Annotated in this window: 16 protein-coding genes and 3 pseudogenes; 5 read left to right on the top strand and 14 right to left on the bottom strand. The window is 60.3% G+C overall.

Going from position 1 to position 21,181, the window contains the following annotated elements; translation table 11 throughout:
• The first annotated feature begins 59 nt into the window (after positions 1-59).
• Both modB and PXT33_RS02105 read left to right on the top strand, forming a co-directional pair.
• Entirely contained in the window at positions 60-731 is a 672-nt protein-coding gene (modB, locus tag PXT33_RS02110; protein ID WP_097774260.1) for a molybdate ABC transporter permease subunit, read from the top strand.
• Positions 728-1,774 carry a sulfate/molybdate ABC transporter ATP-binding protein gene (locus PXT33_RS02105; RefSeq protein ID WP_154256604.1) on the top strand — a complete coding sequence of 349 codons (1,047 nt, stop codon included), beginning with the start codon at positions 728-730 and terminating at the stop codon, positions 1,772-1,774. The genes modB and PXT33_RS02105 overlap by 4 nt, the downstream gene beginning before the upstream one ends.
• 132 nt (positions 1,775-1,906) lie before the next feature.
• On the opposite strand, the pseudogene PXT33_RS02100 reads toward PXT33_RS02105, so the two are convergent.
• Positions 1,907-2,077 (bottom strand): annotated as a pseudogene (locus PXT33_RS02100) (UDP-N-acetylglucosamine 2-epimerase); the annotation flags it as partial.
• A 269-nt stretch (positions 2,078-2,346) separates the two neighbouring features.
• Between PXT33_RS02100 and PXT33_RS02095 the strand changes: the two are divergent.
• Entirely contained in the window at positions 2,347-3,033 is a 687-nt protein-coding gene (locus PXT33_RS02095; protein ID WP_044953253.1) for a response regulator transcription factor, read from the top strand.
• Between the two features lie 18 nt (positions 3,034-3,051).
• Positions 3,052-4,578 (top strand): cell wall metabolism sensor histidine kinase WalK, encoded by a 1,527-nt coding sequence (locus tag PXT33_RS02090; protein WP_207698826.1) that lies wholly within the window; start codon positions 3,052-3,054, stop codon positions 4,576-4,578.
• A gap of 104 nt (positions 4,579-4,682) precedes the next feature.
• On the opposite strand, the gene PXT33_RS02085 is transcribed toward PXT33_RS02090, so the two are convergent.
• The 4 genes from PXT33_RS02085 to gltX all read right to left on the bottom strand — a co-directional run bounded on the left by PXT33_RS02085 (position 4,683) and on the right by gltX (position 9,853).
• Positions 4,683-4,844 (bottom strand): hypothetical protein, encoded by a 162-nt coding sequence (locus PXT33_RS02085; protein WP_165852638.1) that lies wholly within the window; start codon positions 4,842-4,844, stop codon positions 4,683-4,685.
• Positions 4,845-4,880: 36 nt separating this feature from the next.
• A complete protein-coding gene (locus PXT33_RS02080) occupies positions 4,881-5,828 on the bottom strand; it encodes a pectinesterase family protein (RefSeq protein ID WP_332375858.1) in 948 nt (315 codons plus the stop codon).
• 81 nt (positions 5,829-5,909) lie between these two features.
• Positions 5,910-8,198, bottom strand: a complete 2,289-nt coding sequence (locus tag PXT33_RS02075; protein ID WP_332375857.1) for a PP2C family protein-serine/threonine phosphatase — start codon at positions 8,196-8,198, stop codon at positions 5,910-5,912.
• A 185-nt stretch (positions 8,199-8,383) separates the two neighbouring features.
• Positions 8,384-9,853, bottom strand: a complete 1,470-nt coding sequence (gltX, locus tag PXT33_RS02070; protein ID WP_097774254.1) for a glutamate--tRNA ligase — start codon at positions 9,851-9,853, stop codon at positions 8,384-8,386.
• 285 nt (positions 9,854-10,138) lie between these two features.
• On the opposite strand from gltX, the gene PXT33_RS02065 reads away from it, so the two are divergent.
• A complete protein-coding gene (locus PXT33_RS02065; RefSeq protein WP_097774253.1) occupies positions 10,139-10,741 on the top strand; it encodes a Type 1 glutamine amidotransferase-like domain-containing protein in 603 nt (200 codons plus the stop codon).
• A 187-nt stretch (positions 10,742-10,928) separates the two neighbouring features.
• Here PXT33_RS02065 and PXT33_RS02060 read toward each other — a convergent pair whose 3' ends face one another.
• From PXT33_RS02060 to glmM, 9 genes and pseudogenes are all read right to left on the bottom strand, one after another.
• Positions 10,929-13,238 carry an ATP-dependent Clp protease ATP-binding subunit gene (locus PXT33_RS02060; RefSeq protein ID WP_332375856.1) on the bottom strand — a complete coding sequence of 770 codons (2,310 nt, stop codon included), beginning with the start codon at positions 13,236-13,238 and terminating at the stop codon, positions 10,929-10,931.
• Positions 13,239-13,262: 24 nt separating this feature from the next.
• Entirely contained in the window at positions 13,263-13,958 is a 696-nt protein-coding gene (locus PXT33_RS02055; protein WP_097774251.1) for a hypothetical protein, read from the bottom strand.
• A 74-nt stretch (positions 13,959-14,032) separates the two neighbouring features.
• Complete coding sequence (locus tag PXT33_RS02050) at positions 14,033-15,265, bottom strand: DUF5711 family protein (protein ID WP_332375855.1); 1,233 nt, start codon at positions 15,263-15,265, stop codon at positions 14,033-14,035.
• Between the two features lie 12 nt (positions 15,266-15,277).
• Positions 15,278-16,027 (bottom strand): tRNA pseudouridine(38-40) synthase TruA, encoded by a 750-nt coding sequence (gene truA / locus PXT33_RS02045; RefSeq protein ID WP_332375854.1) that lies wholly within the window; start codon positions 16,025-16,027, stop codon positions 15,278-15,280.
• A 103-nt stretch (positions 16,028-16,130) separates the two neighbouring features.
• The gene (locus PXT33_RS02040) at positions 16,131-16,946 is read right to left on the bottom strand and encodes an energy-coupling factor transporter transmembrane protein EcfT (protein ID WP_332375853.1); all 816 of its coding nucleotides are present in this window, start codon (positions 16,944-16,946) and stop codon (positions 16,131-16,133) included.
• Positions 16,940-17,860, bottom strand: coding sequence for an energy-coupling factor transporter ATPase (locus PXT33_RS02035; RefSeq protein WP_005943466.1), 921 nt, complete (start codon positions 17,858-17,860; stop codon positions 16,940-16,942). The genes PXT33_RS02040 and PXT33_RS02035 overlap by 7 nt, the downstream gene beginning before the upstream one ends.
• Before the next feature lie 15 nt (positions 17,861-17,875).
• Entirely contained in the window at positions 17,876-18,715 is an 840-nt protein-coding gene (locus PXT33_RS02030; RefSeq protein ID WP_332375852.1) for an energy-coupling factor transporter ATPase, read from the bottom strand.
• Positions 18,716-18,904: 189 nt separating this feature from the next.
• Positions 18,905-19,778: pseudogene (locus tag PXT33_RS02025) on the bottom strand (class I SAM-dependent methyltransferase).
• Between the two features lie 29 nt (positions 19,779-19,807).
• Positions 19,808-21,162 (bottom strand): annotated as a pseudogene (gene glmM, locus PXT33_RS02020) (phosphoglucosamine mutase).
• Positions 21,163-21,181: the final 19 nt, after the last annotated feature.

Here is a 21,181-nt window from a genome sequence, read left to right as displayed (position 1 = left end):
TCCGTTGTTTTTCAGAGCTTCCCCTCCGGGGGAAGCCTTTTTATTCGGAGGTATCATTTATGGACTGGTATCCCCTTTGGAACAGCCTGCGCATCGCCCTCGTCAGCTGCGCGGCGGTGTTCTTCCTTGGCATTTTTGCCGCCTACTATATTGCCAAGCTGCCGCGCACTGTCAAGGGCGCGCTGGACGTGGTGCTCACCCTGCCCATGGTGCTGCCGCCCACGGTGGTGGGCTATTTTCTACTGCTTTTGTTCGGCGCAAAGCGGCCGCTGGGTGCCTTTTTCATGGAGCATTTCGGCGTGAAGCTGGTCATGAACTGGTACAGTGCCATCTTTGCATCCATCGTGGTGGCCTTTCCGCTGATGTACCGCACGGCGCGCGGCGCGTTTGAAAGCTTTGACGAAACGCTGGCATGGTCGGCGCAAACGCTGGGCCAGTCGGACGTGTGGATCTTCTGGCGGGTGCGGATGCCCTGCTGCCGTCAAGGCATTCTGGCCGGCACGGTGCTGGCCTTTGCCCGCGCGCTGGGCGAGTACGGTGCCACCAGCATGATCGCAGGCTACACCCCCGGCAAGACCGCCACCATTGCCACCACCGTGTACCAGCTGTGGCGCACCAACGACGAAGCCGGTGCCATGCGCTGGGTGCTGGTGGATATCGTGATCTCGGCAGTGGTGCTGCTGGCCGTGAATCTGCTGGAGAAAAAACAGAAAGCAGGTGGCCGCGCATGAGTCTTGAAGTGAACATTACCAAAAAGCTGGATGGCTTTACCCTTCACGCCAACTTTGCCGCGCGCAGCACCGCCACGGCCATTCTGGGCGCGTCCGGCTGCGGCAAAAGCATGACCCTGCGCTGCATTGCCGGTATCGTAAAGCCGGATGCGGGCCGCATCGTACTGGACGGCCGGGTGCTGTTTGACAGCGCCCAGCACATCGACCTGCCGCCGCAGCAGCGCGGCGTGGGCCTGCTGTTCCAGAACTACGCATTGTTCCCCAACATGACCGTGGAGCAGAACGTGCTCTGCGGCCTGAAAGCCGAAAAAGACAAGGCCGCCCGTAAGGCCCGCTGCGCCGAAATGCTGCAGGCCATGCGGCTGGAATCCCTTGCCAAGCGCTACCCGGCCCAGCTTTCCGGCGGACAGCAGCAGCGCACCGCGCTGGCACGCATCCTTGTGGGCAGGCCCAAAATTCTGATGCTGGACGAGCCGTTCAGTGCGCTGGACAGCTACCTGCGCGAGGAAATGGAGGGCGAAGTGGGCAGCCTGCTGGCCGGGTTTGGCGGCACGGCGCTGCTGGTCACACACAACCGTGACGAAGCCTACCGCCTGTGCCGGGATATGATCGTGATGGATGGCGGGCAGGTGCTGCGCACCGGCGGCACCAAAGAGGTGTTTGCAGACCCGCAGAGCACCACCGCCGCACGGCTGACCGGCTGCAAGAACATTCTGTCCTGTACCCGCGTGGATGCCCACACCGTGCGCCTGACCGGCTGGGATGCGCCCCTTCACCTTGCCGCCGAGGTACCGGAAACCTGCACCGCCGTGGGCATCCGCGCCCACGACTTTGCCCCCTGCGCACCAGCTGCGCCGAACGCTCTTCCGGTGCAGCTGAACTCCACCAGCGAGAATCCCTTTGACTGGAACCTGATCTTTACCGCGCCGGACGGCACCACCCGCCTGTGGTGGAAGGTGAGCAAGACGAACCTGACCGCTGCGTCGCCGGAGACACCGGCGTTTCTGGGCACTGCACCGCAGAACATCATGCCGCTGGGGTGACGGACAGCACGCCGGGGATTTTCTTCAGCGCTTCCTGATCGGCCTTGTTCAGGTCCTTGACCGCGAACCGCAGTCGAATCATGCAGTGTGCCACGCTGGAAATGTTCTCGGTGCCGTCCACCAGCTGAACCACTCCCGCAGCAGGTTCTGCTTGGCCTGCTCGGTGGGCGCGAAGTTGTATTTTGCCAGCACGCCCACCGCCTGCCGGTTGAGCTCCTCCGGATAGGGGGAATCCAGATCGTAGGTGCGCAGTCCGGCTTCCACATGGCCCACCGGGATGCGCAGATAAAAGCAGGCCAGCGCCGCCGCACCTTATCCACAAGCTCACTATTATATGCGCCAAACTCGGAATTGTGCAGGTCGGAAAGCACCACCATCCGGCTGGGCCTGCGGTCTGCCCCGCAAACTCTGGCTGTGCAGGGCCGTTTTTCTGTGGTATACTGGTACTGGAAGCAGCCCGCCGCTGCGGGCACTTTTTTTGAAAAGCATTCACGCAAACTTCACAGCTTTTTTTATTCTTGCTGTATGATATTCTGGTCAAGAAGTCTATTATTGAGGAAGGTGTCTGTATTATGGCTAAGATCCTGATCGTTGACGATGAGCCGCGCATCCGCGAGCTGATCCGTGAACATTTACAATATTCCGGTTATATCTGTGAAGAAGCCGCCGACGGCACAGCTGCGCTGACCCAGCTTTCCGGCGGAGCCTTCGATCTGGTCATTCTGGACCTGATGATGCCGTTCATGGACGGTATGACCTGCCTGCGGGAGATGCGCGCCCGCCACATCAACACGCCGGTCATCATCCTGACCGCCCGCGGCGAGGAATACGACAAGCTGGCCGGCCTGGAGAGCGGTGCCGACGACTACGTTGTCAAGCCCTTCTCTCCCCGTGAGCTGGTAGCCCGCGTCAAGGCCGTGCTGAACCGCACCATGCCCAAGCCCGCCGCTGCCTCCGACACCATGACCTTTGGTGAGCTGACCATCGACACGGCCAGCCACACGGTGCGCGTTTCCGGCGAGGAGGTGGCCCTGACCCCCAAGGAGTTCGACCTGCTGGTGTTCCTTGCTTCCAACAAGGGCATCGCCCTCAGCCGTGAAAAGATCCTGCAGAAGGTGTGGAACTACGACTACTTTGGCGAGGACCGCACCGTGGATACCCATGTCAAAATGCTGCGGGGCCATCTGGGCAAGTGCCGCAGCTACATTGCTACCGTGTGGGGCATCGGCTACAAATTCGACCCCGACGCAACGCGCTGATAAAGGAGTGGAGGATTCATGCGGCACCATCACTCCCCCGGCATCCGCGGCCAGCTGATGTGGTTTTTGTGTTGTATCTGTCTGTTCCTGCTGGCACTGGTGTGGTTTCTGTCCACCCAGCTGCTGGAACCGCTGTACACCAAGCACATTGAAAAACAGCTGACCACTCAGGCAGAAAGCATCACCGCCGAGCTGGACAAGGCTATTGCAAACGGCGAAGCCCTTTCGGCATGGTCTTTTGGCCATCTTACGGTCAACACCGCGTTTTTTGACCGGCTTGCCACTCAGCTGTACGCCAGCGGTTCGCTGAACAGCTTCTGTGTGGATATTTCCGATACCACCATGCGCACGATCTATAAGATCGAGAACCAGTCCTACTGCAACCTGCACGAAACGCTGCTCTCGGATTCCGCCAACAACGATATGATCGTTTCCACCGCTGTGGCCATGCGCAAGAAATGCCGCACCACCGGCGGCTTTGTGCAGACCCTGAATCCGCCGCGGCTCTCCGGCTCGGCACAGCTGCTGGTAGGGCGCAACACCTCCGGCGGCGAGTACACCGTTCTGGTCACTACCAGCCTTGTGCATGTGGCCGAAGCCGGCAGGGTGCTGAGCACCGTGCTGCCCATGGCAGCGGCGCTGATCTTTGCCTTTGCCATGACGGCGGCATGGCTGTTCAGTGAGTGGTTCACAAAGCCGCTGCGCCAGCTTTCCAGCGCTGCCCGCCAGATGGCCATGGGCAACTATGCCGTGCAGGTGGATACCCGCCGCAGCGATGAGCTGGGCGATCTGGCCCGGGACTTCAACCACATGGCAAGCGAGGTGCAGCATTCTTCGCAGATGCAGCGCGATCTGCTGGCCAACGTCTCCCACGACCTGCGCACCCCGCTGACCCTTATCAAGGGCTATGCCGAGACGGTGCGCGACATTACCGGCGACGACAAGGCCCACCGCGATGAGCAGATGAACATTATCGTGGACGAGACCGACCGCCTGACCGCACTGGTCTCCAGCGTGATGGAGCTGAGCAAGGTGACCAGCGGTGCCGACAAATGCGAGCGCGTGCACTTTGATATGGGCCAGCTGTGCGACGAGGTGAGCGAACGGTACGATGCCATCTGCGCCCAGAACGGCTGGCAGCTCCAGTTGGAGCTGCCGGACGAGGAACTGCCCGTTTACGCAGACCCCAACATGATGCAGCGCGCACTGCATAACCTGCTGGGCAACGCCATGCACCACATCGGCAAAGACGGCATCTTCATCCTGCGGGCCCAGCGCTGCACCGAGGGCGTGCGGGTAGAGGTGGAGGACCACGGCCCCGGCATCTCTGCCGACGACCTGCCCTATATCTTTGATCGGTACTACCGCTCCCGTTCGGATGCCGGCAAGCAGGGCACCGGTCTGGGCCTTTCCATCACCAAGGCCATCTTCCAGCAGCACGGCTTCCGCTTTGGTGTGCAGAGCGCCATTGGCATGGGCACTACGTTCTGGTTCATCATGAACGACCTGCCCGCCAATGCAGCCGAGATGGCCGGGCAGGAATAATCAGGAATAATTTTAAAGCCGGGATGACCGTGTGGTCGTCCCGGCTTTTGCTTTTTCTATAGAGCATCGTTTCTGCCCGCAATGCTGCGGCCATTCCAAATGATTTACTGGCTGGAATCTGCTGTGCGATAAATTCCGAATGTATTATCCGGTGCGGGCATTTCCACCCGGGAGGCACGATCATTCACAGCCCACATCATCCAGCCCATTGCAGCCAGTGCCGCCAGAATGATGATCCATTTGACAAAATTCGGCAGTTTTTTCATAGAAGTATCTTATACACCTTTTTATATTTCATACGTTTATTCCGGTCTGCAAAGCTTCCGTGCACATCTGAGCAGCTCTTCGGCCTGCTGGCTGTCCAGCTGCTTCACCCATGCACCGCGCGCTGCTGCGCCCTCGCCGGTGCTGCCCGCTTCGGCAAAGCTGGCAAGGTCCGAGTCGGTACGGCTCTGCCAGGGCGAAAAGCCTTCCGGTGCAATGTGGGCTCCCAGACGGCAGTCCAGCACAGCCGTTTTACCGGTGGGCCGCCATGGCCTGCCCAGAAACACCGTGCCCGCCGGGCAGTCGTCCGAAATAAAGTCGCAGTCCCAGAACACAAACCCGAGGCCATCGGCACGGCCCGAGGGAGCCGTGACGTAGCTTGCAGGCAGGTGGTTGTTCACGGTGCGGATGGTGCACTGCTCAAACAGAGCGTCCGCGCCGCCAAAAATAAAATCGATATCTCCCGCGATCTCGCAGTGCCGGTAATACTGGGCCGTCGGTCGGCGGGGCGCAAAGCGGCCCGGGCCAAGGAAGCCATCCTTCTCCCGCTCCTTCTCCGGCAGAGGGGCGCAGAACAGCGTATCCTGATTGCCTAGCAGCCGCACATTCTCAAAGAGGGTGTGTGAGCAGTCCACATAAGCCGCCACGGCCTGCCCCACCTTTGCCCCGGGGCCGGCATCGTTTTCAATGGTCAGGTCCCGCACCCGCAGTTCTATCCCCCGGAAAAACGCGGTATAGCTGCGGAAGGTGTGGGTGGGCCTGCCGTCCGGGTGCGGCAGTTTGCCGCCGTCGCCCCACACGATGCGGGTGCTTTCCATGCCTGCGCCGATCAGGGTGATATCCTGTTTTTCGCACACCAGCTTTTCGCGGTAAACGCCTGGGCCAATGCGGATCTCTGCTGCACAGGCATAAGGCACGGCCAGCACCGCTTCGGACACCGAAGCAAAATCGCCGCTGCCATCCTGCGCTACGGTTATGGTAAGCATGTTTCTGTCCTCCCGTTTTATTTCTATGCTTCCATAGTATACCTTCTCCTCCGTCGAAAATCAACGAAGTTTGTATGAACATCAAACGCATTTTTCCAGCCGCAGCACCGCCGCCGTAATGTCGTCCGGCCTGCCGGTCTTCTGGGCGCGCACGCGGGCCGTTTCCACCAGCGTCTTTGCAACTTTTTCCGGCGCTTCTCCTGCCGCAGCGGAAAGCTCCAGCTGCTTTGCCACCCAGCCCGGGCCGTCCACCAGCAGCCCGTCCGAGACCAGCACCGCATAATCGCCCACCGTCAAATGCACCACCCGGCTCTGTCCGTTCACTCCGCCCAGAATGCCCACCGGCAGGCTGGTGTCGCCCACAGCACGCACCCGCCCGCCGTGCACAAGGAAGCCCGGTGCCGCACCGGCCTTGAACAGCCTTGCCGTGCCGGTGTAAAGATCCACGCTGATGAGATCCAGCGTGGCACCGCTCTCATCCTCACTTTTCAGGGCAAGGGCCACGTTGACCAGCCTTGCCGCCAGCTCTGCGGTAAAGCCCGCCTTGAGCAGCCGGGCCGTCAGCTCGGCGGCAAGGTTGCCATCCACGGCTGCAGGCCTGCCGGTGCCCATGCCGTCGCACAGGATCATCTGCGCTGCCGCCGGGCTGCAGAACTGCTGCACCGCATCGCCGGAAATACTGCCCCGCGCCGCCGCGCCCGCCATGCCGAACACGGCCCGCAGCACAGGCTTTTCGCTGAACAGCAGGGTGGTCATTCCCTTGCAGGAAAGCACCTGCGGCACTTCCAGCGTGCGGCGGCAGATGCGGCCCACCTCCCCGGCCAGTGCAGACAGCTCCTGCGCGGAAAAACGGGTGCGCGGCAGCGTGACCGCCGCATGGGTGCGGCCCAGATCATCCAGCGTGACGGCACACTCCTGCGGCGGAGTGCCAAGCTGCGCAAAAAAGTCCGCCACCCGGCCGGATTTATAGGGTTCCGGGTCGCCCGGACGGCCCAGCTGTTCTCCCAACACGCCCAGCGCTTCGGCCACGGCGCTGTACTGCTCGGTCAGGGCAGTGCGCATGGCTTCGGCATGAAGGCGGGCCTCCTTGCGGCTGCGGTACAGCGCAAAGGAGCGGTTTGCCGCTGCGCACAGTGCTGCCGGGTGGATGCACCGGGATAATTGTCCGGGCAATTGAGCCGTTTCTAGCCCGCCGCTGCTTTCCAGCAGAGGGCGCAGTGCTTCCATGCCCTCCAGCGTGGCGGCATACTCCTGCTTCCAGCAGGTATCCCGCCGTCCGCAGTTAAAACAAAGGGTATCATGTGTGTTGTCAATTACCCAATGGAAATCCTCACGCCGGTGCGGCAGCGTTTCGTAGACATCGTTCACGGTCTCTGCCAGCGATGCAAGGCTCTGGGACACCTGTTCCAGCCGGGTGGCCGCTGCACTGTACTGCTGCGGCTGGGCCTGCCCTGCCTGCGGCTTTTCTTCCGGCTCCGGCACAAGCCACGCTGCGGGCATGGCCGCTACGGCCGTGATGCCGATGCAGACGTTCAGGAGATATTGGAACGCGCTCCCGGGCGGCTGCACACAGAGTGCACCGGTCACGCAGCCGCCCGCGTAGGCAGCTACCGTTTCCATGCGCCGTCCGGGTGCCAGCACCGCCGCTGCCGCCGTGGCACAGGCAAGGCCGGATGCCGCAAAGCTGAGGGCCGGGTCTGCCGCGCACAGCGCAGCGCCAAGCACCGCGCAGGCCGCAAGCGCAGCTTTGGCCTGCCCTTTGCTGCATAAATACAGTTCCAGCGCCGCGCAGACGATCACGCCCGGCAGCAGCTGCCACAGCTGCACACTGCCCAGCGCCGCCGCTGCGGCCGCACCCACCAGAAGCATCCCGGCACCCGGCTTTTCGGGCGCGAACTGCCGCAGACAAAAGCCCATGGCTGCGGCCAGCAGGGCATCTGCCGCACTGTAAAGCACCAGCTCTGCCCCGCCGCCGCCAAAGGCAAAGCACAGCGCCACGCCCACCAGCGTGCCGCAGCCCGCCAGTGCCGCCGGGGTCAGTGTTCTGGCACCCATCCACCGCGCTGCCACTGCAGCACCCAGTGCGCACAGCATACAGACACTGCGCAGCGAGAGCGCGCCAAACCCGTGCAGCAGCACACCCAGCGCCGCACCCGCCGCACAGGGGGCAAAGCAGTCCTCTGCAAAGCCCAGCACAAAGCCCAGACCAAAAGGCATCAGTGCACCGTACAGAACGGCCCAGCCGCCCGCAAATCCCACTGCCACAGCCGCCAGCCTGCGCGCTGCCGGGCGCAGCTCCGCCCGCCGTGCCAGCGCTGCCCGCTGTCTGTTCTGCCGCCCGACCGCTGCCAGACCCATCCGCTCTGTCATAAAAACTCCCCGCTTTCCGGCGGGGCGTTGTGGTTCTGTTCCCCGCGCTTTCTGCATATACTGTAGCGCAGGCGCGCGGCGATTTTTGGCGCGGTGCAGTGTTCTGCCGCAAACCGGCCCAAAGACGCAAAAAAGCCCTGCAGCGTTCAAAAATGCTGCAGAGCTTTGTGGTTTTATGGCAAAAATCAGCCGTTCAGCTTTTCAATTGCCGCTTTTACGCGGGCAAGGGTGGTTTCGCGGCCCATCATGCAGGCAAGGTCGGTGCCGCCGCCGGGGGTGCGCTGCTTGCCAGAAAGGGCAATGCCCAGCGGGTACAGCAGCCAGCCGTTCTTCTTGCCCAGCTCCTCAGCCTTGGCCTTGCAGGCATCGAAGACGGCATCGCGATTGCCAAAATCCAGTGCTTCGTCGCTGAGCACAGGCAGCAGGGCTTCCAGTGCCTCCTTGGCGGTCTCCGGGGTGGTCTTCTGCTTCTTGTTGGCGTACATGCTCACATCGTACTCGGGCATGGCGTCAAAGAAATCCAGCTGCTCCGGGATCTCGCCCAGCACTTCGCAGCGGGGCTGCAGGTTTGCGCACAGCAGCTTCTTGTCGATAGAGGTGTGCACGGCCTTGTCGATCCACGGCTCCGCCTTCTTCTGGAACTCTTCCGGGGACAGGCGGCGGATATATTCCGCGTTGATGGCCCGCAGCTTGAGGGGATCGAAGATGGCCGGAGACTTGGAGATGCCGTCCGGAGACCAGATCTTGACCAGTTCCGGCAGGGAGAAGATCTCCTGCTCGGCATACTCGCCCTTGGGGCTCCAGCCCAGCAGGCAGATGTAGTTCAGCACGGCCTCGGTCAGGTAGCCCTTTGCTACCAGATCCTGATAGCTGGCATCGCCGTTGCGCTTGGAAAGCTTATTCTGCGCATCCTTCATGACCGGCGGGCAGTGGATGTAGGTGGGGATCTCCCAGCCGAACGCCTGATACAGCAGGTTGTACTTGGGGGTAGAGGACAGATACTCGCTGCCGCGGATCACGTGGGTGATGCCCATGAGGTGGTCGTCCACCACATTTGCAAAGTTGTAGGTGGGCATGCCGTCGGTCTTGATGAGGATCTGGTCGTCCATCTCGCTGTTGTTCACCTCGATGTGGCCGTACACCACATCGTCGAAGCCGGTCACGCCCTCGCGGGGGATCTTCTGGCGGATAACATAGGGTTCCCCGGCAGCAAGACGCTTTTCCACTTCGTCCTTGGGCAGGTCGCGGCAGCATCCGTCATAGTGGGTCATCTCACCGTTGGCGCGCTGCTCAGCATGCAGGGCCTCCAGACGCTCCTCGGTGCAGAAGCAATAGTATGCCTTGCCCTCTGCCACCAGCTGCTCGGCATACTGTTTGAACATGCCCATGCGCTCGCTCTGCACATAGGGGCCCACGGGGCCGCCGATGTCCGGGCCTTCGTCCCACAGCAGGCCGGTCTCCCGCAGGGTGTTGTAGATGACATCCACAGCGCCCTCCACATAGCGGCCCTGATCGGTATCCTCGATGCGCAGGATGAAGGTGCCATCCTCGTGCTTTGCCATCAGGTAGGTGTACAGGGCAGTGCGCAGGTTGCCAACGTGCATATAACCCGTGGGCGACGGCGCAAAACGGGTGCGGACTTTATTGCTCGGCATAGAAAAACGCTCCTTTATTCTCATGCAAAAAATTTGCGGATAGCTATGTTTTATTGTACTGATTCTGCGCAGTTTTGTCAATGCGGGATAATATCATGCATTCACAGCTTTGCTTTTCCTTTTGTTCGCAATATGCTATACTTGATTCAACAAATCGAAACTTGTCGGGGCGAGGCCCCTCCATCTTGCTACGCAAGACCGTTCTGTCACTTAAAAGCCCCACTGGGGCTTTCATTGTTCCGCTTCGCTCCACAAACGCGAATTTATATATAAAGGAGAATATTGATGAAACTATTTTTATGTTCGCACTTTTCAAGTGTAGGAAGTCTGATAAAGGAAGAAATTGAAAATAAAAAAGTCGCATTTATTCCAACAGCTTCGCTGCGTGAAGGCTACACCGGTTATGTCGGCTCGGCTCGAAAATTATTCAAAAAGTTGGGAGCAATCGTAACTGAAATTGATATTTCAACGGAGGCTTATTCAACGATACAGTCTGTTTTTGAAGATGCGGATGTGATATATTTTACCGGCGGAAATTCTTTTTTCCTTATAGACCAGCTCCGTAAAACGGGAACGGATGAGCTGTTGAAGAAAGAATTGGCAAAGGGAAAACTGATGATTGGTGAATCGGCAGGTGCGATTATATGCGCTCCAAGCATCCAATATATCGAGCAAATGGATGAAAAGCCGGAGGACTACTCACAAGAAGATGATGCAGGGCTTGCTTTGATTGATTTCTATGTTCTTCCGCATTATCTTACAGCACCATTTAAGAAAGTTACCGAGAAAATAATGACTGAGTTTTCGGATTTGAATCTATGCCCTATTAACAACCGTCAGGGAATTGTAATTGATGGTGAAGGTTCAAAGGTTATTTGCAAAGACTAATTTGAAAATTCGCGTTTGTGGAGCGAAGCGGAACAATGAAAGCCCCAGTGGGGCTTTTAAGCGACCGAACGGTCTTGCGTTAGCAAGATGGAGGGGCCTCGCCCCGACAAGTTCCAGTTTGCCGTACAGCGCCAAACAGCGGAAAAGCCCCTGCATTCCAAAACGGATGCAGGGGCTTTCTCTTTGTTTACTTCAAGATGATTTCGCCGTTTTCACCAGCATCCACCACAAGGGTGCCGCCGGATGCCAGCGTGCCGTCGATCAGGCGCTCGGCGGCGGGGTCTTCCACGGCTTTGCGAATGACACGGCGCAGGTCGCGGGCGCCGAACTTGCCGCCCTGACTCTTTTGCACCAGCGCCTTGAGGGCTGCCGGGGTGTAGCTGTATGCGATCCCCTTGGCCTCCATGCCGGGCTTGTACTCGTCCAGCATCAGGGCCGCGATGCCCTGCAGGGTCTCCTCGGTCAGGGGCTTGAAGGCGATCACTTCATCCACGCGGCCAAGGAACTCCGGCCGCAGGAACTGGGCCAGCGCCTTGCGGGTCTTTTCCTCGCTGAGCTGTTCCTCGCTCTTGTTGAAACCAAGCCCGCCGGTGCTCTGGTCACTGCTGCCGGCGTTGGAGGTCATGCAGATGACCGTGTTGGAGAAGTCCACCGTGCGGCCCTGCGCATCGTTGATCTTGCCCTCGTCCAGAATCTGCAGCAAAATGTTCATGACATCCGGGTGCGCCTTTTCGATCTCATCGAACAGCACCACGCTGTAGGGGCGGCGGCGCACCTTTTCGGTGAGCTGGCCGGCCTCCTCATAGCCCACATAGCCCGGAGGCGAACCGATCATGCGGGACACCGCGTATTTTTCCATATACTCGCTCATGTCCAGACGAATGAGCGGGTCGGGGCCGTCGAACAGCTGATTTGCCAGCTGCTTGACCAGCTCGGTCTTGCCCACGCCGGTGGGGCCCACAAAGATGAAGCTTGCGGGACGGCGGCGGCCGGAAAGGTCGGCGCGGCTGCGCTTGATGGCCTGCGCCACCAGATGCACGGCCTCGTCCTGCCCGATGATCTTCTTTTTCAGCTCGCCCTCAAGGTTTGCCAGCTTTGCGAACTCGGTCTCCCGAATTTTGACCGCCGGAATGCCGGTCCACAGCTCGATGACCTTGGCCACATCGTCCATGGTCACCTGGATCTCGCTGGCAGCAGCCTGCTTTGCGGGCAGGTCGGCTTCGAGCTTTGCAATGCGGGTCTTGCGCTCGGCCACGCGCTCGTAGTCGATGGGCTCGTTCACATCCGCATTCTCCATCTCGGCTTCTTCCTGCTTGAGGGCATCCAGCTCCTTCTGCATCCCAAGATACTCGGAAATGACCGGGTGGGCCAGATTGCAGCAGGCGCAGGCTTCGTCCAGCAGGTCGATGGCCTTATCGGGCAGATAACGGTCGGTGATATAGCGCTCACTCAGGGTGACAGTGGCAGAAAGCACATCGGCAGGCACCTGCACATGATGGTGCTGCTCGTAGTAGTGCTTGATGCCGTTCATCACAGCAAGGGTATCGGCCACGCTGGGTTCTTCCACCCGCACGGGCTGGAAACGGCGTTCCAGCGCCTGATCCTTCTCGATATACTTGCGGTACTCGTTGAAGGTGGTGGCACCGATGACCTGAATTTCACCACGGGAGAGGGCGGGCTTCAGGATATTGCCCGCGTTCATGGCACCCTCGCTCTCACCGGCAGAGGTGATGGTGTGGATCTCGTCGATGAACAGGATCACGTTGCCTGCGGCCTTCACCTCGCTCAGCAGGCCCTTGACCCGCTGCTCGAACTGGCCGCGGAACTGGGTGCCTGCCACAAGGCTGGTGAGGTCCAGCAGATAGATCTCCTTATCCTTCAGGCCGATGGGCACATCCCCCTTGGCAATGCGCTCCGCAATGCCCTCGGCAATGGCGGTCTTGCCCACACCGGCTTCGCCGATGAGGCAGGGGTTGTTCTTCTGGCGGCGGCTCAAAATCTGGATGGTGCGGTAAATTTCGCGGTCGCGGCCAATGATATCGTCCAGTTTGCCTTCCCGGGCCTTGCGGGTCAGATTCTCGCAATAGGTATCCAAAAATTTGCGCTTAGGCGGCTTTTTGCCATTTTTGCGGTCGGTCTTTTTGTCGCCATCTTTCTTCTCGCTGCTGGTAAAGCCCAGCGGGAAGGTGGCATTGCTGCCGGGGATCAGATCTTCGTCCATGCTGTCCGGGTCAGCATCCTCGCCGCCGTTCGCCATGTTCATCATCATGGAGAGCGGGTTTGCATCGCCCATCTCCTCCATCATGCTTTCCATGCGGTTCTCCATGTTATCAAGATCCTGATCCGACATGCCGAACTGCTTCATCAGATCGTCCACCGGCTTGATGTGCAGCTCACGGGCGCAGTGCAGGCAGTAGCCCTCCTGCTTCATCTGACCATTGTCCATCCGCTGGATGAAGATGATCGCCGGACGTTTCTGGCATCGAATACAGACCATAGTTCCTCCTTTATGCAAAACCCTTTACAGGAAAGGGTTGAAGAGATTGAAGATTTTGTAGTAAAGACTGCTGCTCATCACCGTATCGTTGAGCACATTCAGGTTGCCGCCTGTGATGACGATGATGCCCCACAGGATGCACAGCACCAAATAGATATCCAGCAGCGCCGTGGCACCGCCCACAAGCCAGCCAAGGCCGCGGTTTACCGTGCCAATGACCGGCAGCTTGTTCACAAGGCCCAGCACCGTGACCAGCATACTGACCAGCAGGCGCAAAAGCGCGTAGAACAAGAAGAACAGCACCAGCGTGATCACCGGTGTGAGCAGCGGCTGCAGCACGTTTTCCACAATGGAATCGGCCAGCACCACCGCGTTATCGGCCAGCACAGCGCCAATGGAGCGCTCGCAGGCTGCCACGATGGAAGCGCGGAAAGAAGCAGGCAGGAAGCCCGCATACTTTTCCGCAATGCCGGAAAGGTCTACCGCACCGCCCGCAGCAATGTTTGCTGCGATCTGGGTGCGGAAGCCGCCTGCCAGCATGTGCTCGAACACCCAGCCGGCGCAGGCAGCGGAAAGCTCCTTGGCCCCCAGCAGACTGAACAGGTTGCCCACCAGCTGCACAATGGACGAAAGAAAGCCCTTGCGCGCATAGCGCACCACCAGAATGATCCATGCTGCCGTGCATATGATATCAAAAAGAAATGACGGATTCTTGAACATACCTTGTTTTCCCTGTTATTTTTATCACTTTCCCCGCAAGAGTGCTATTTACGCATGATCTTCTCACCCAAAAATCACTGTCCGCTGGAAGCTGTCTGCTCCGGCGGTGTGACCACCTGCACCGTGTTGCCGCTGAGCACCATGATCTGCTTGCCCTCGATCAGTGCCTGCGGCCGGGCCGAAAGCGGCTGGCTCCACTGGAACTCGCCCACACCGTTGAAGCGCTCCACCGTGCTGTCGGTGAGCAGGTAGAAGCCGTCGTTCTTTGCCCGGATGATCTGGCTGGCCGAGAGCACGCTGCCGCTGTAACCCACGGTCAGCTCCCCGTCCAGCAGCACCGCCGTGCTGGTCTGGCCATTGCTCAGCAGCAGGGCCGCACCGTTACTGGTGTTGGACACACTGACGAGGGTGCCGCCGCCAAAATCGTAGCTGGCGCGTTCGCCTGCGCTGCCGCCGCTCGTGTTGTACAGCACGGCGCGGTTCTCATAAAGCACCAGCAAAAAGCCGTTGGACATCCAGCCCATCCACTGGGGCACACTGTTCTCGGAGCCAAGGCATACCGGGTCGCCCTGCGAGAGGGGCAGTACATAAAGGTTCGTGGTCAGCTGGCCGCCCACCGCCGATACAGCGGCCACGGCAAGGCGGCGGCTGTCCGGCGCAAAGGCCATGCGCAGCGGGGTGCCCTGCTCACTGGTCAGGTTCCACACCAGCTGCTGCTGCATACTGGAATTGTAAACGGTCAGCTTTGCCACGCTGTCGGTGCTGTCGGTCACAACAGCCACCTGTCCGGCATCTGCCACGGCGCACAGCGAGATGGTGCTGTCCATGGTTTTTGTATAAAGGTTCTGGGTGCGGCTTTCCACCCGAAGCTCATTGCCGGAGCGGTTGTACAGCACAAAGCGGGTCTTGCCTGCAGCAATGGCCGGGCGGGCATAGCCGCTCTGGATGCTGTTCAGGCGGGTGCCGCCAAGACTGTATACCACGCAGCTGTCGCCGCCCATCTCCACAAAGCTGCCAGACATCTGCGCCACCGCATCCGGGTCGGTGATGCCGGTCTGCTGCGGCCAGCCTGCGGCTGGTGCCAGCGCGATGACGGCAGTATCCACAAGGTCTTTTGCGCGTGCAATGGAAGACCCCACTGCGCCGGTGGCAAACAGGACAAGGATGGTCAGCACCGCTACGATGACGACGGTGCGGCGGATGCGCCGTGTGCGCACCCGGGCCCGGGCGGCTTCCAGATATTCGACGCGTCCGGCAGAAAGCGTCTCCCCTTCGGCGGAATGTCCGCCGCGGCGAATTTTGCTCATGAATGGTTCTCCTTACAGATCATACTCCACACACTTCAAAAACAGGCCCTTGGCGGGCAGGGTCGGCCCGGCGCGGCTGCGGTCACGGCTTTCCAGAATGGCGGGAATTTCCGCCGGGTCCAGCCGGCCTGCGCCCGCTTCGCACAAAGTGCCTGCCAGAATGCGCACCATGTTGTACAGGTAGCCGTCGGCGGTCACTTCAATGTCGATCTCGTCCCCCTTGCGGGTAACATGACAGTCCGTGATGGTGCGCACGGTATCGCCATGGGCTGCAGCGGAAGAGCCCGCCGCGCACAGAGCCAGAAAATCGTGCCTGCCCACGAACTGCTGCGCCGCCGCCTGCATTCTGGCTTCGTCCAGATGCCGGGGCACCCGGGTGTAATAAGCCGCGTCAAAAGGCGAGTCGATGGGGTGGTTGTGGATGCGGTAGAGGTAGGTTTTGGTATGGGCCGCGTACCGGGCGTGGAAGTCCTCCGGCACCACCTGCGCGTCCAGCACCCGGATGTCCGGCGGCAGATGCTGGTTGAGCGCCAGCGGGAACTTTGCCGCCGGGATGCGGGTATCGGCGTGGAAGTTGAGCTTGAAGCCCAGCGCGTGCACCCCTGCATCGGTGCGGCTGCAGCCCTTGATATCGGGGCGGCTGCCCAGCACGGCCTGCAGCGCGTCCTGAAAGGTTTGGGCCACGCTGCGGCCATTGGGCTGCACCTGAAAGCCGCAGTAATTGGTGCCGTCGTAGGCAAGGGTAAGTAAAAAGTTCTGCATGGAACTCCTTCCGTCACGGCTTTGCCGTGCCACCTCCCTCAAAGAGGGAGGCTATAAGGCCCCCTCCTCGAGGGGGCTGTCGCCGAAGGCGACTGGGGGAGTTTTAAAAATTCGGGAACACCAGCCGGGAGGCAAGGATCACTGCAAAGCAGGCGATGCACACGGCAAGGTCGATATAATCCTGCTTTTCGCAGCGCAGCACCTTCAGGCGGGTGCGGCCGTCGCCGCCCCGGTAGCAGCGGCATTCCATGGCCATGGCCAGCTCGTCCGCGCGGCGGAAGGCCGAAATGAACAGCGGGATGAGCACCGGCACCAAGGCTTTTACCCGGTCGGTCATCTTGCCGGTATCCAGCTGGGCACCGCGGGCTTTCTGGGCGTTCATAATTTTGTCCGTCTCCTCAATGAGGGTGGGGATGAACCGCAGGGCAATGCTCATCATCATCGCCAGCTCGTGCACCGGGAAGTGCAGTTTGCCCAAGGGCTTGAGCAGCTGCTCGATGGCATCCGTGAGCACGATGGGGCTGGTGGTGTAGGTGAGCAGACTGGTGCCTGCGATGAGCGCCATGACGCGCACTGCCATCAACACAGCATAGCGCACACCCTCGGCATAAATGGTCAAAAACCAGATGTGCACCAGCGGTTCGCCCTCGCCTGACACAAAGAACAGGTTCAGCAACGCTGTGAAGATCACGATGGGCAGGATGGGCTTCAGGCTCTTCATGATCATTTTGCCGGGAATTTTTGCCACCTTGTACATTGCTGCAAGGAACAGAATGGAAAGGGCAAGGCCCAGCGGATTGGAAGCTGCAAACAGCAGCACAATATAGGCGATGGTCAGCACCAGTTTCAGGCGCGGGTCAAACCGGTGCACCAGACTGTTGCCCGGGAAGTGCTGGCCAATGGTGATATCTCTCAGCATCCGGCAGCGCCTCCTTCCTTCTTTGCTTCCCGCGGGAGCACAAGGCTCTCGCCTGCCTCCCGGCGGCGCTTGGCCTCCAGGATCATCTTGACCGCATAGGGGATGGTGTACACATCAGCGGGCACATCCACACCCATCTCCCGCAGCTTGAGGAAGATCTTCGTCACCTGCGGCACGGAAAGCCCCAGCTCCAGCAGCTCCGGAGCGCGGGCAAACACTTTTTCCACGGTGTCGTACATGGCAATTTTCTTGTTGCTCATCACCAGAACGCGGTTGGCGTACTTGGCAATGTCCTCCATGCTGTGGGACACCAGCAGCACAGTGGTGCCGGTCTTTTTGTGGTACTCCTTCACCTCGCTGAGGATGTCGTCCCGTCCCTCCGGGTCAAGGCCCGCAGCAGGCTCGTCCAGCACCAGAATGCGGGGCTTCATGGCCATAACGCCCGCCACGGCCACCCGGCGTTTCTGGCCGCCGGAAAGCTCAAAGGGACTGCGCTCCAGCAGGGCCGGGTCAAGGCCCACGAAATCGGCGGCTTCATGCACGCGGCGGTCGATCTCGGCTTCGTCCAGACCCATGTTCTTGGGGCCGAACGCGATATCTTTATAACAGGTCTCCTCGAACAGCTGGTATTCCGGGTACTGGAACACCAGACCGGTGAGGAAGCGGAAGTCCCGGATCTTCTCCGGATCTTCCCACAGGTCGCGGCCATCGATATAAATTTTGCCGCTGGTAGGCTTGTTCAGGCCGTTCATGTGGGTGATGAGGGTGCTCTTGCCGGAGCCGGTGGCCCCGATGATGCCCACAAAGTCGCCCTCTTCCACCGTAAAGCTCACGTCGTCCAGCGCAGTGACCGCATTGGGCATGCCGGGGTTGTAGACGTAGCTCAGATGTTCTACTTTGATGATATCTGCCATTTGCGTCTGCCCCCCTTACTGCAAAAGCTCGTACAGAGCCTGTGCGCATTCGCCGGTGTCGATGATGCCCTCCGGCATCGGGATGCCGGCCTTCACCAGCTCGTCCCTCAGCTCTGCAGCCTGCGGCACATCCAGATGCAGGGAGCGCACCTTCTCGGTCTGGCTGAACACCTCTTTGGGGGTGCCCTCCATCACCACATGGCCCTTGCTCATCACCAGCACACGGTCTGCCTGCGCAGCTTCCTCCATGTAGTGAGTGATGGACACCACGGTGATGCCCATATTCCTGTTCAGGTAGTGGATGGTCTGCATCACCTGCTCACGGCCCCGGGGGTCCAGCATGGCGGTGGCTTCGTCTAATATCAGGCAGTCCGGCCGCATGGCAACAACGCCTGCAATGGCAACGCGCTGCTTCTGGCCGCCGGAAAGGTTGTGGGGTGCGCGCTCGCGGTACTCATAGATGCCGGCCATCTTCATGGAGTCGTCCACGCGGCGGCGCATCTCTTCGGGCGGCACACCGAGGTTTTCCAGTGCAAAGGCAACGTCTTCCTCCACCACGGTGGCAACGATCTGATTGTCCGGGTTCTGGAACACCATGCCCACGGTCTGGCGGATATCATAGAGCTTGTCGTCGTCTGCGGTGTCCATGTCCTCCACGTAGACCTTGCCGCTCTCCGGCAGCAGGATAGCGTTGAAGTGCTTTGCCAGCGTGGACTTGCCGCAGCCGTTGGCACCCAGCACGGCCACGAATTCGCCGCGCTTTACTTCCGTTGAGACACCGTCCAGTGCGTAAATCGGCTGGTCGCTGTCGTAGCGGAATTTCAGATTTTGTGCTGTTAAAATCGTCTCTTCCATTTGTGTTTCTCTTTCTGGTGGTGCGCCCCTCTGAAAGGGGCTGTACCCCAAATCTCAGATTATTTTATAAACTCCCCCAGCCACCTGCGGCGGCAGCCCCCTCAAAGAGGGAGCCTTTTGGTTTTCTGCCGTCAGAAAGCCTCCCTCCCTGAGGGAGGTGGCATCGCGAAGCGATGACGGAAGGAGTATTTATTCTTCCCAGATGGCGGTTGCGCCGCAGGGCACCACGCCGCCGGTGGCAGAGACCGGCAGGCCGATCTCGTCGCAGCTGGTCTCGCCGCCAAAGCGGGGCACCAGCGTGGTCTTGAGCATATATTCCATGACCGCCGGGGACAGGCCGGTGGTGTAGCTGTTCACTGCAAAAAACAGCGGCGTATCACTCAGCACCTCTTCGCACTGGCTGATGAGGTCGTAGATGCAGTCCTCCAGCTTCCAGATCTCACCGCCGGGGCCGCGCCCGTAGCTGGGCGGGTCCATGATGATGCCGTCGTAGGTGTTGCCGCGGCGCTTTTCGCGGGCAACGAACTTGGCACAGTCGTCCACCAGCCAGCGGATGGGCCGGTCGGCAAGGCCGCTTGCCGCAGCATTGTCCTTGCCCCACGCCACGATGCCCTTGGAGGCATCCACATGGCAGACGGTGGCACCTGCCGCCGCACAGGCCAGTGTGGCACCGCCGGTGTAGCCGAACAGGTTCAGCACCTTTACCGGGCGGCCTGCGGCACGGTTTTTTGGCGTACCATGCCCAGTTGACAGCCTGCTCCGGGAACACGCCGGTGTGCTTGAAGCCGGTAGGGCTGACGATGAGGGTGAGCTTATCCTCGCCCTCGCCGCAGCTGATCTTCCACTTTTCGGGCAGACGGCGCTTGTACTCCCACTCGCCGCCGCCCTGATTGGAGCGGTGATAAACAGCATCTGCCTTTGCCCACAGCGGGCTCTGCTTGGGCGTTTTCCACACCACCTGCGGGTCCGGGCGGATGAGGATGGTCTCACCCCAGCGCTCCAGACGGTTGCCGTCGGTGGCATCCAGCAGTTCATAGTCTTTCCAGGTATCTGCAGGGCGCATAGCGTCCTCCCTTCTCTTTTATCCGTTTCTTACTGGCCCAGAATGCGCTTGTTGATCTTATCCACGATGCGGTCGGCGCAGCGGTGGATGGCGTCCAGATCCTGGCCCTCCACCATCACGCGGATCTTCGGCTCGGTGCCGGACACCCGCACCAGCACGCGGCCCATGCCCATGAGCTTCTGCTGCTCGTTCTCAATGAAACCGGCCAGCACTTCGTCCTCTTTGTAGGCTTTTTCTGGGCGGCGTTGGCGGTCACATTCACCAGCACCTGCGGGTACTGGGCGTAGATGCCGTTCAGCTCGCTCATCTTCTTTCCGCTTTCAGCCAGCAGCTTGAGCAGCTTGCCGGCGGTCAGCTCACCGTCGCCGGTGGTGGCATGGTGCAGCAGGATGACATGGCCGCTCTGCTCGCCGCCGATGGCAAAGCCGTTCTCGCGCATGTTTTCCAGCACGTAGCGGTCGCCCACGGCGGTCTTTTCGGTGTTGATGCCCTGACTCTCCATATATTTGATGAAGCCCAGATTGGACATGACCGTAACCACGGCGGTGTCGCCGTCCAGACGGCCTTTTTCCTTCATGGTCATGGCCAGCAGGGCAATGATCTTGTCGCCGTCCATCTCCTGACCCTTTTCGTCGCAGCCAAGGCAGCGGTCGGCATCGCCGTCAAAGGCAATGCCGCAGTCGAAGCCGCCCTCTACAACAGCCTTTTTCAAATTGTCGAGGTGGGTGCTGCCTACGCCCTTGTTGATGTTCTGGCCGTCAGGCTCAATGCCGATGAAGGTGCAGTCTGCGCCCAGACGGGGGAACAGCTTCTGTGCCACGGCAGCCGAAGCGCCGTTTGCGCAGTCGATGCAGACCCTCAGGCCGGTCAGGTCGCCGTGGATGGACTCATAAAGGTGATCCACATAGTCCTGCAGGCCGTCATCGCGGCGGTACACACGGCCCACCTCGGCACCGGTCTTCAGCTCAATGCCCGCGCAATTGTTGTCGATGTAGGCTTCGATCTGGTTCTCCACCTCGTCCGGCAGCTTATAGCCGGTACCGGCAAAGATCTTGATGCCGTTGAACTCCATCGGATTGTGGGAGGCAGAGATCACGATGCCGGCATCGGCATTGTACTTGCCCACCAGATAGGCCACAGCGGGCGTTGGCAGAACGCCCAGACTTTCCACATCCGCACCCACGCTGCACAGACCGGCGGTCAGGGCTGCTTCCAGCATATCACCGGACTGGCGGGTGTCCTTGCCGATCAGGATGCGCGGACGGTGGCCGGTGCTGCCGGTCAGCACCGCAGCAGCGCCGCGGCCGATCTTCATTGCCAGCTCACAGGTCAGGTCTGCGCCGGCCACGCCGCGCACGCCATCGGTTCCAAAGTATTTTCCCATAATAATACCCCACTTTCTA

The organism is Faecalibacterium taiwanense, assembly GCF_036632915.2.
GTDB lineage: Bacteria > Bacillota > Clostridia > Oscillospirales > Ruminococcaceae > Faecalibacterium > Faecalibacterium taiwanense.
The sequence above is the reverse complement of the archived record's forward strand: the minus strand, read 5'-3'. Positions and strand labels throughout refer to the sequence as shown.

Bases quoted from the DNA above. Each gene is read 5' to 3' on its own strand.
- modB (WP_097774260.1), top strand. From the start codon at position 60: ATGGACTGGTATCCCCTTTGGAACAGCCTGCGCATCGCCCTCGTCAGC.
- PXT33_RS02105 (WP_154256604.1), top strand. From the start codon at position 728: ATGAGTCTTGAAGTGAACATTACCAAAAAGCTGGATGGCTTTACCCTT.
- PXT33_RS02095 (WP_044953253.1), top strand. From the start codon at position 2,347: ATGGCTAAGATCCTGATCGTTGACGATGAGCCGCGCATCCGCGAGCTG.
- PXT33_RS02090 (WP_207698826.1), top strand. From the start codon at position 3,052: ATGCGGCACCATCACTCCCCCGGCATCCGCGGCCAGCTGATGTGGTTT.
- PXT33_RS02085 (WP_165852638.1), bottom strand. From the start codon at position 4,844: ATGAAAAAACTGCCGAATTTTGTCAAATGGATCATCATTCTGGCGGCA.
- PXT33_RS02080 (WP_332375858.1), bottom strand. From the start codon at position 5,828: ATGCTTACCATAACCGTAGCGCAGGATGGCAGCGGCGATTTTGCTTCG.
- PXT33_RS02075 (WP_332375857.1), bottom strand. From the start codon at position 8,198: ATGACAGAGCGGATGGGTCTGGCAGCGGTCGGGCGGCAGAACAGACAG.
- gltX (WP_097774254.1), bottom strand. From the start codon at position 9,853: ATGCCGAGCAATAAAGTCCGCACCCGTTTTGCGCCGTCGCCCACGGGT.
- PXT33_RS02065 (WP_097774253.1), top strand. From the start codon at position 10,139: ATGAAACTATTTTTATGTTCGCACTTTTCAAGTGTAGGAAGTCTGATA.
- PXT33_RS02060 (WP_332375856.1), bottom strand. From the start codon at position 13,238: ATGGTCTGTATTCGATGCCAGAAACGTCCGGCGATCATCTTCATCCAG.
- PXT33_RS02055 (WP_097774251.1), bottom strand. From the start codon at position 13,958: ATGTTCAAGAATCCGTCATTTCTTTTTGATATCATATGCACGGCAGCA.
- PXT33_RS02050 (WP_332375855.1), bottom strand. From the start codon at position 15,265: ATGAGCAAAATTCGCCGCGGCGGACATTCCGCCGAAGGGGAGACGCTT.
- truA (WP_332375854.1), bottom strand. From the start codon at position 16,027: ATGCAGAACTTTTTACTTACCCTTGCCTACGACGGCACCAATTACTGC.
- PXT33_RS02040 (WP_332375853.1), bottom strand. From the start codon at position 16,946: ATGCTGAGAGATATCACCATTGGCCAGCACTTCCCGGGCAACAGTCTG.
- PXT33_RS02035 (WP_005943466.1), bottom strand. From the start codon at position 17,860: ATGGCAGATATCATCAAAGTAGAACATCTGAGCTACGTCTACAACCCC.
- PXT33_RS02030 (WP_332375852.1), bottom strand. From the start codon at position 18,715: ATGGAAGAGACGATTTTAACAGCACAAAATCTGAAATTCCGCTACGAC.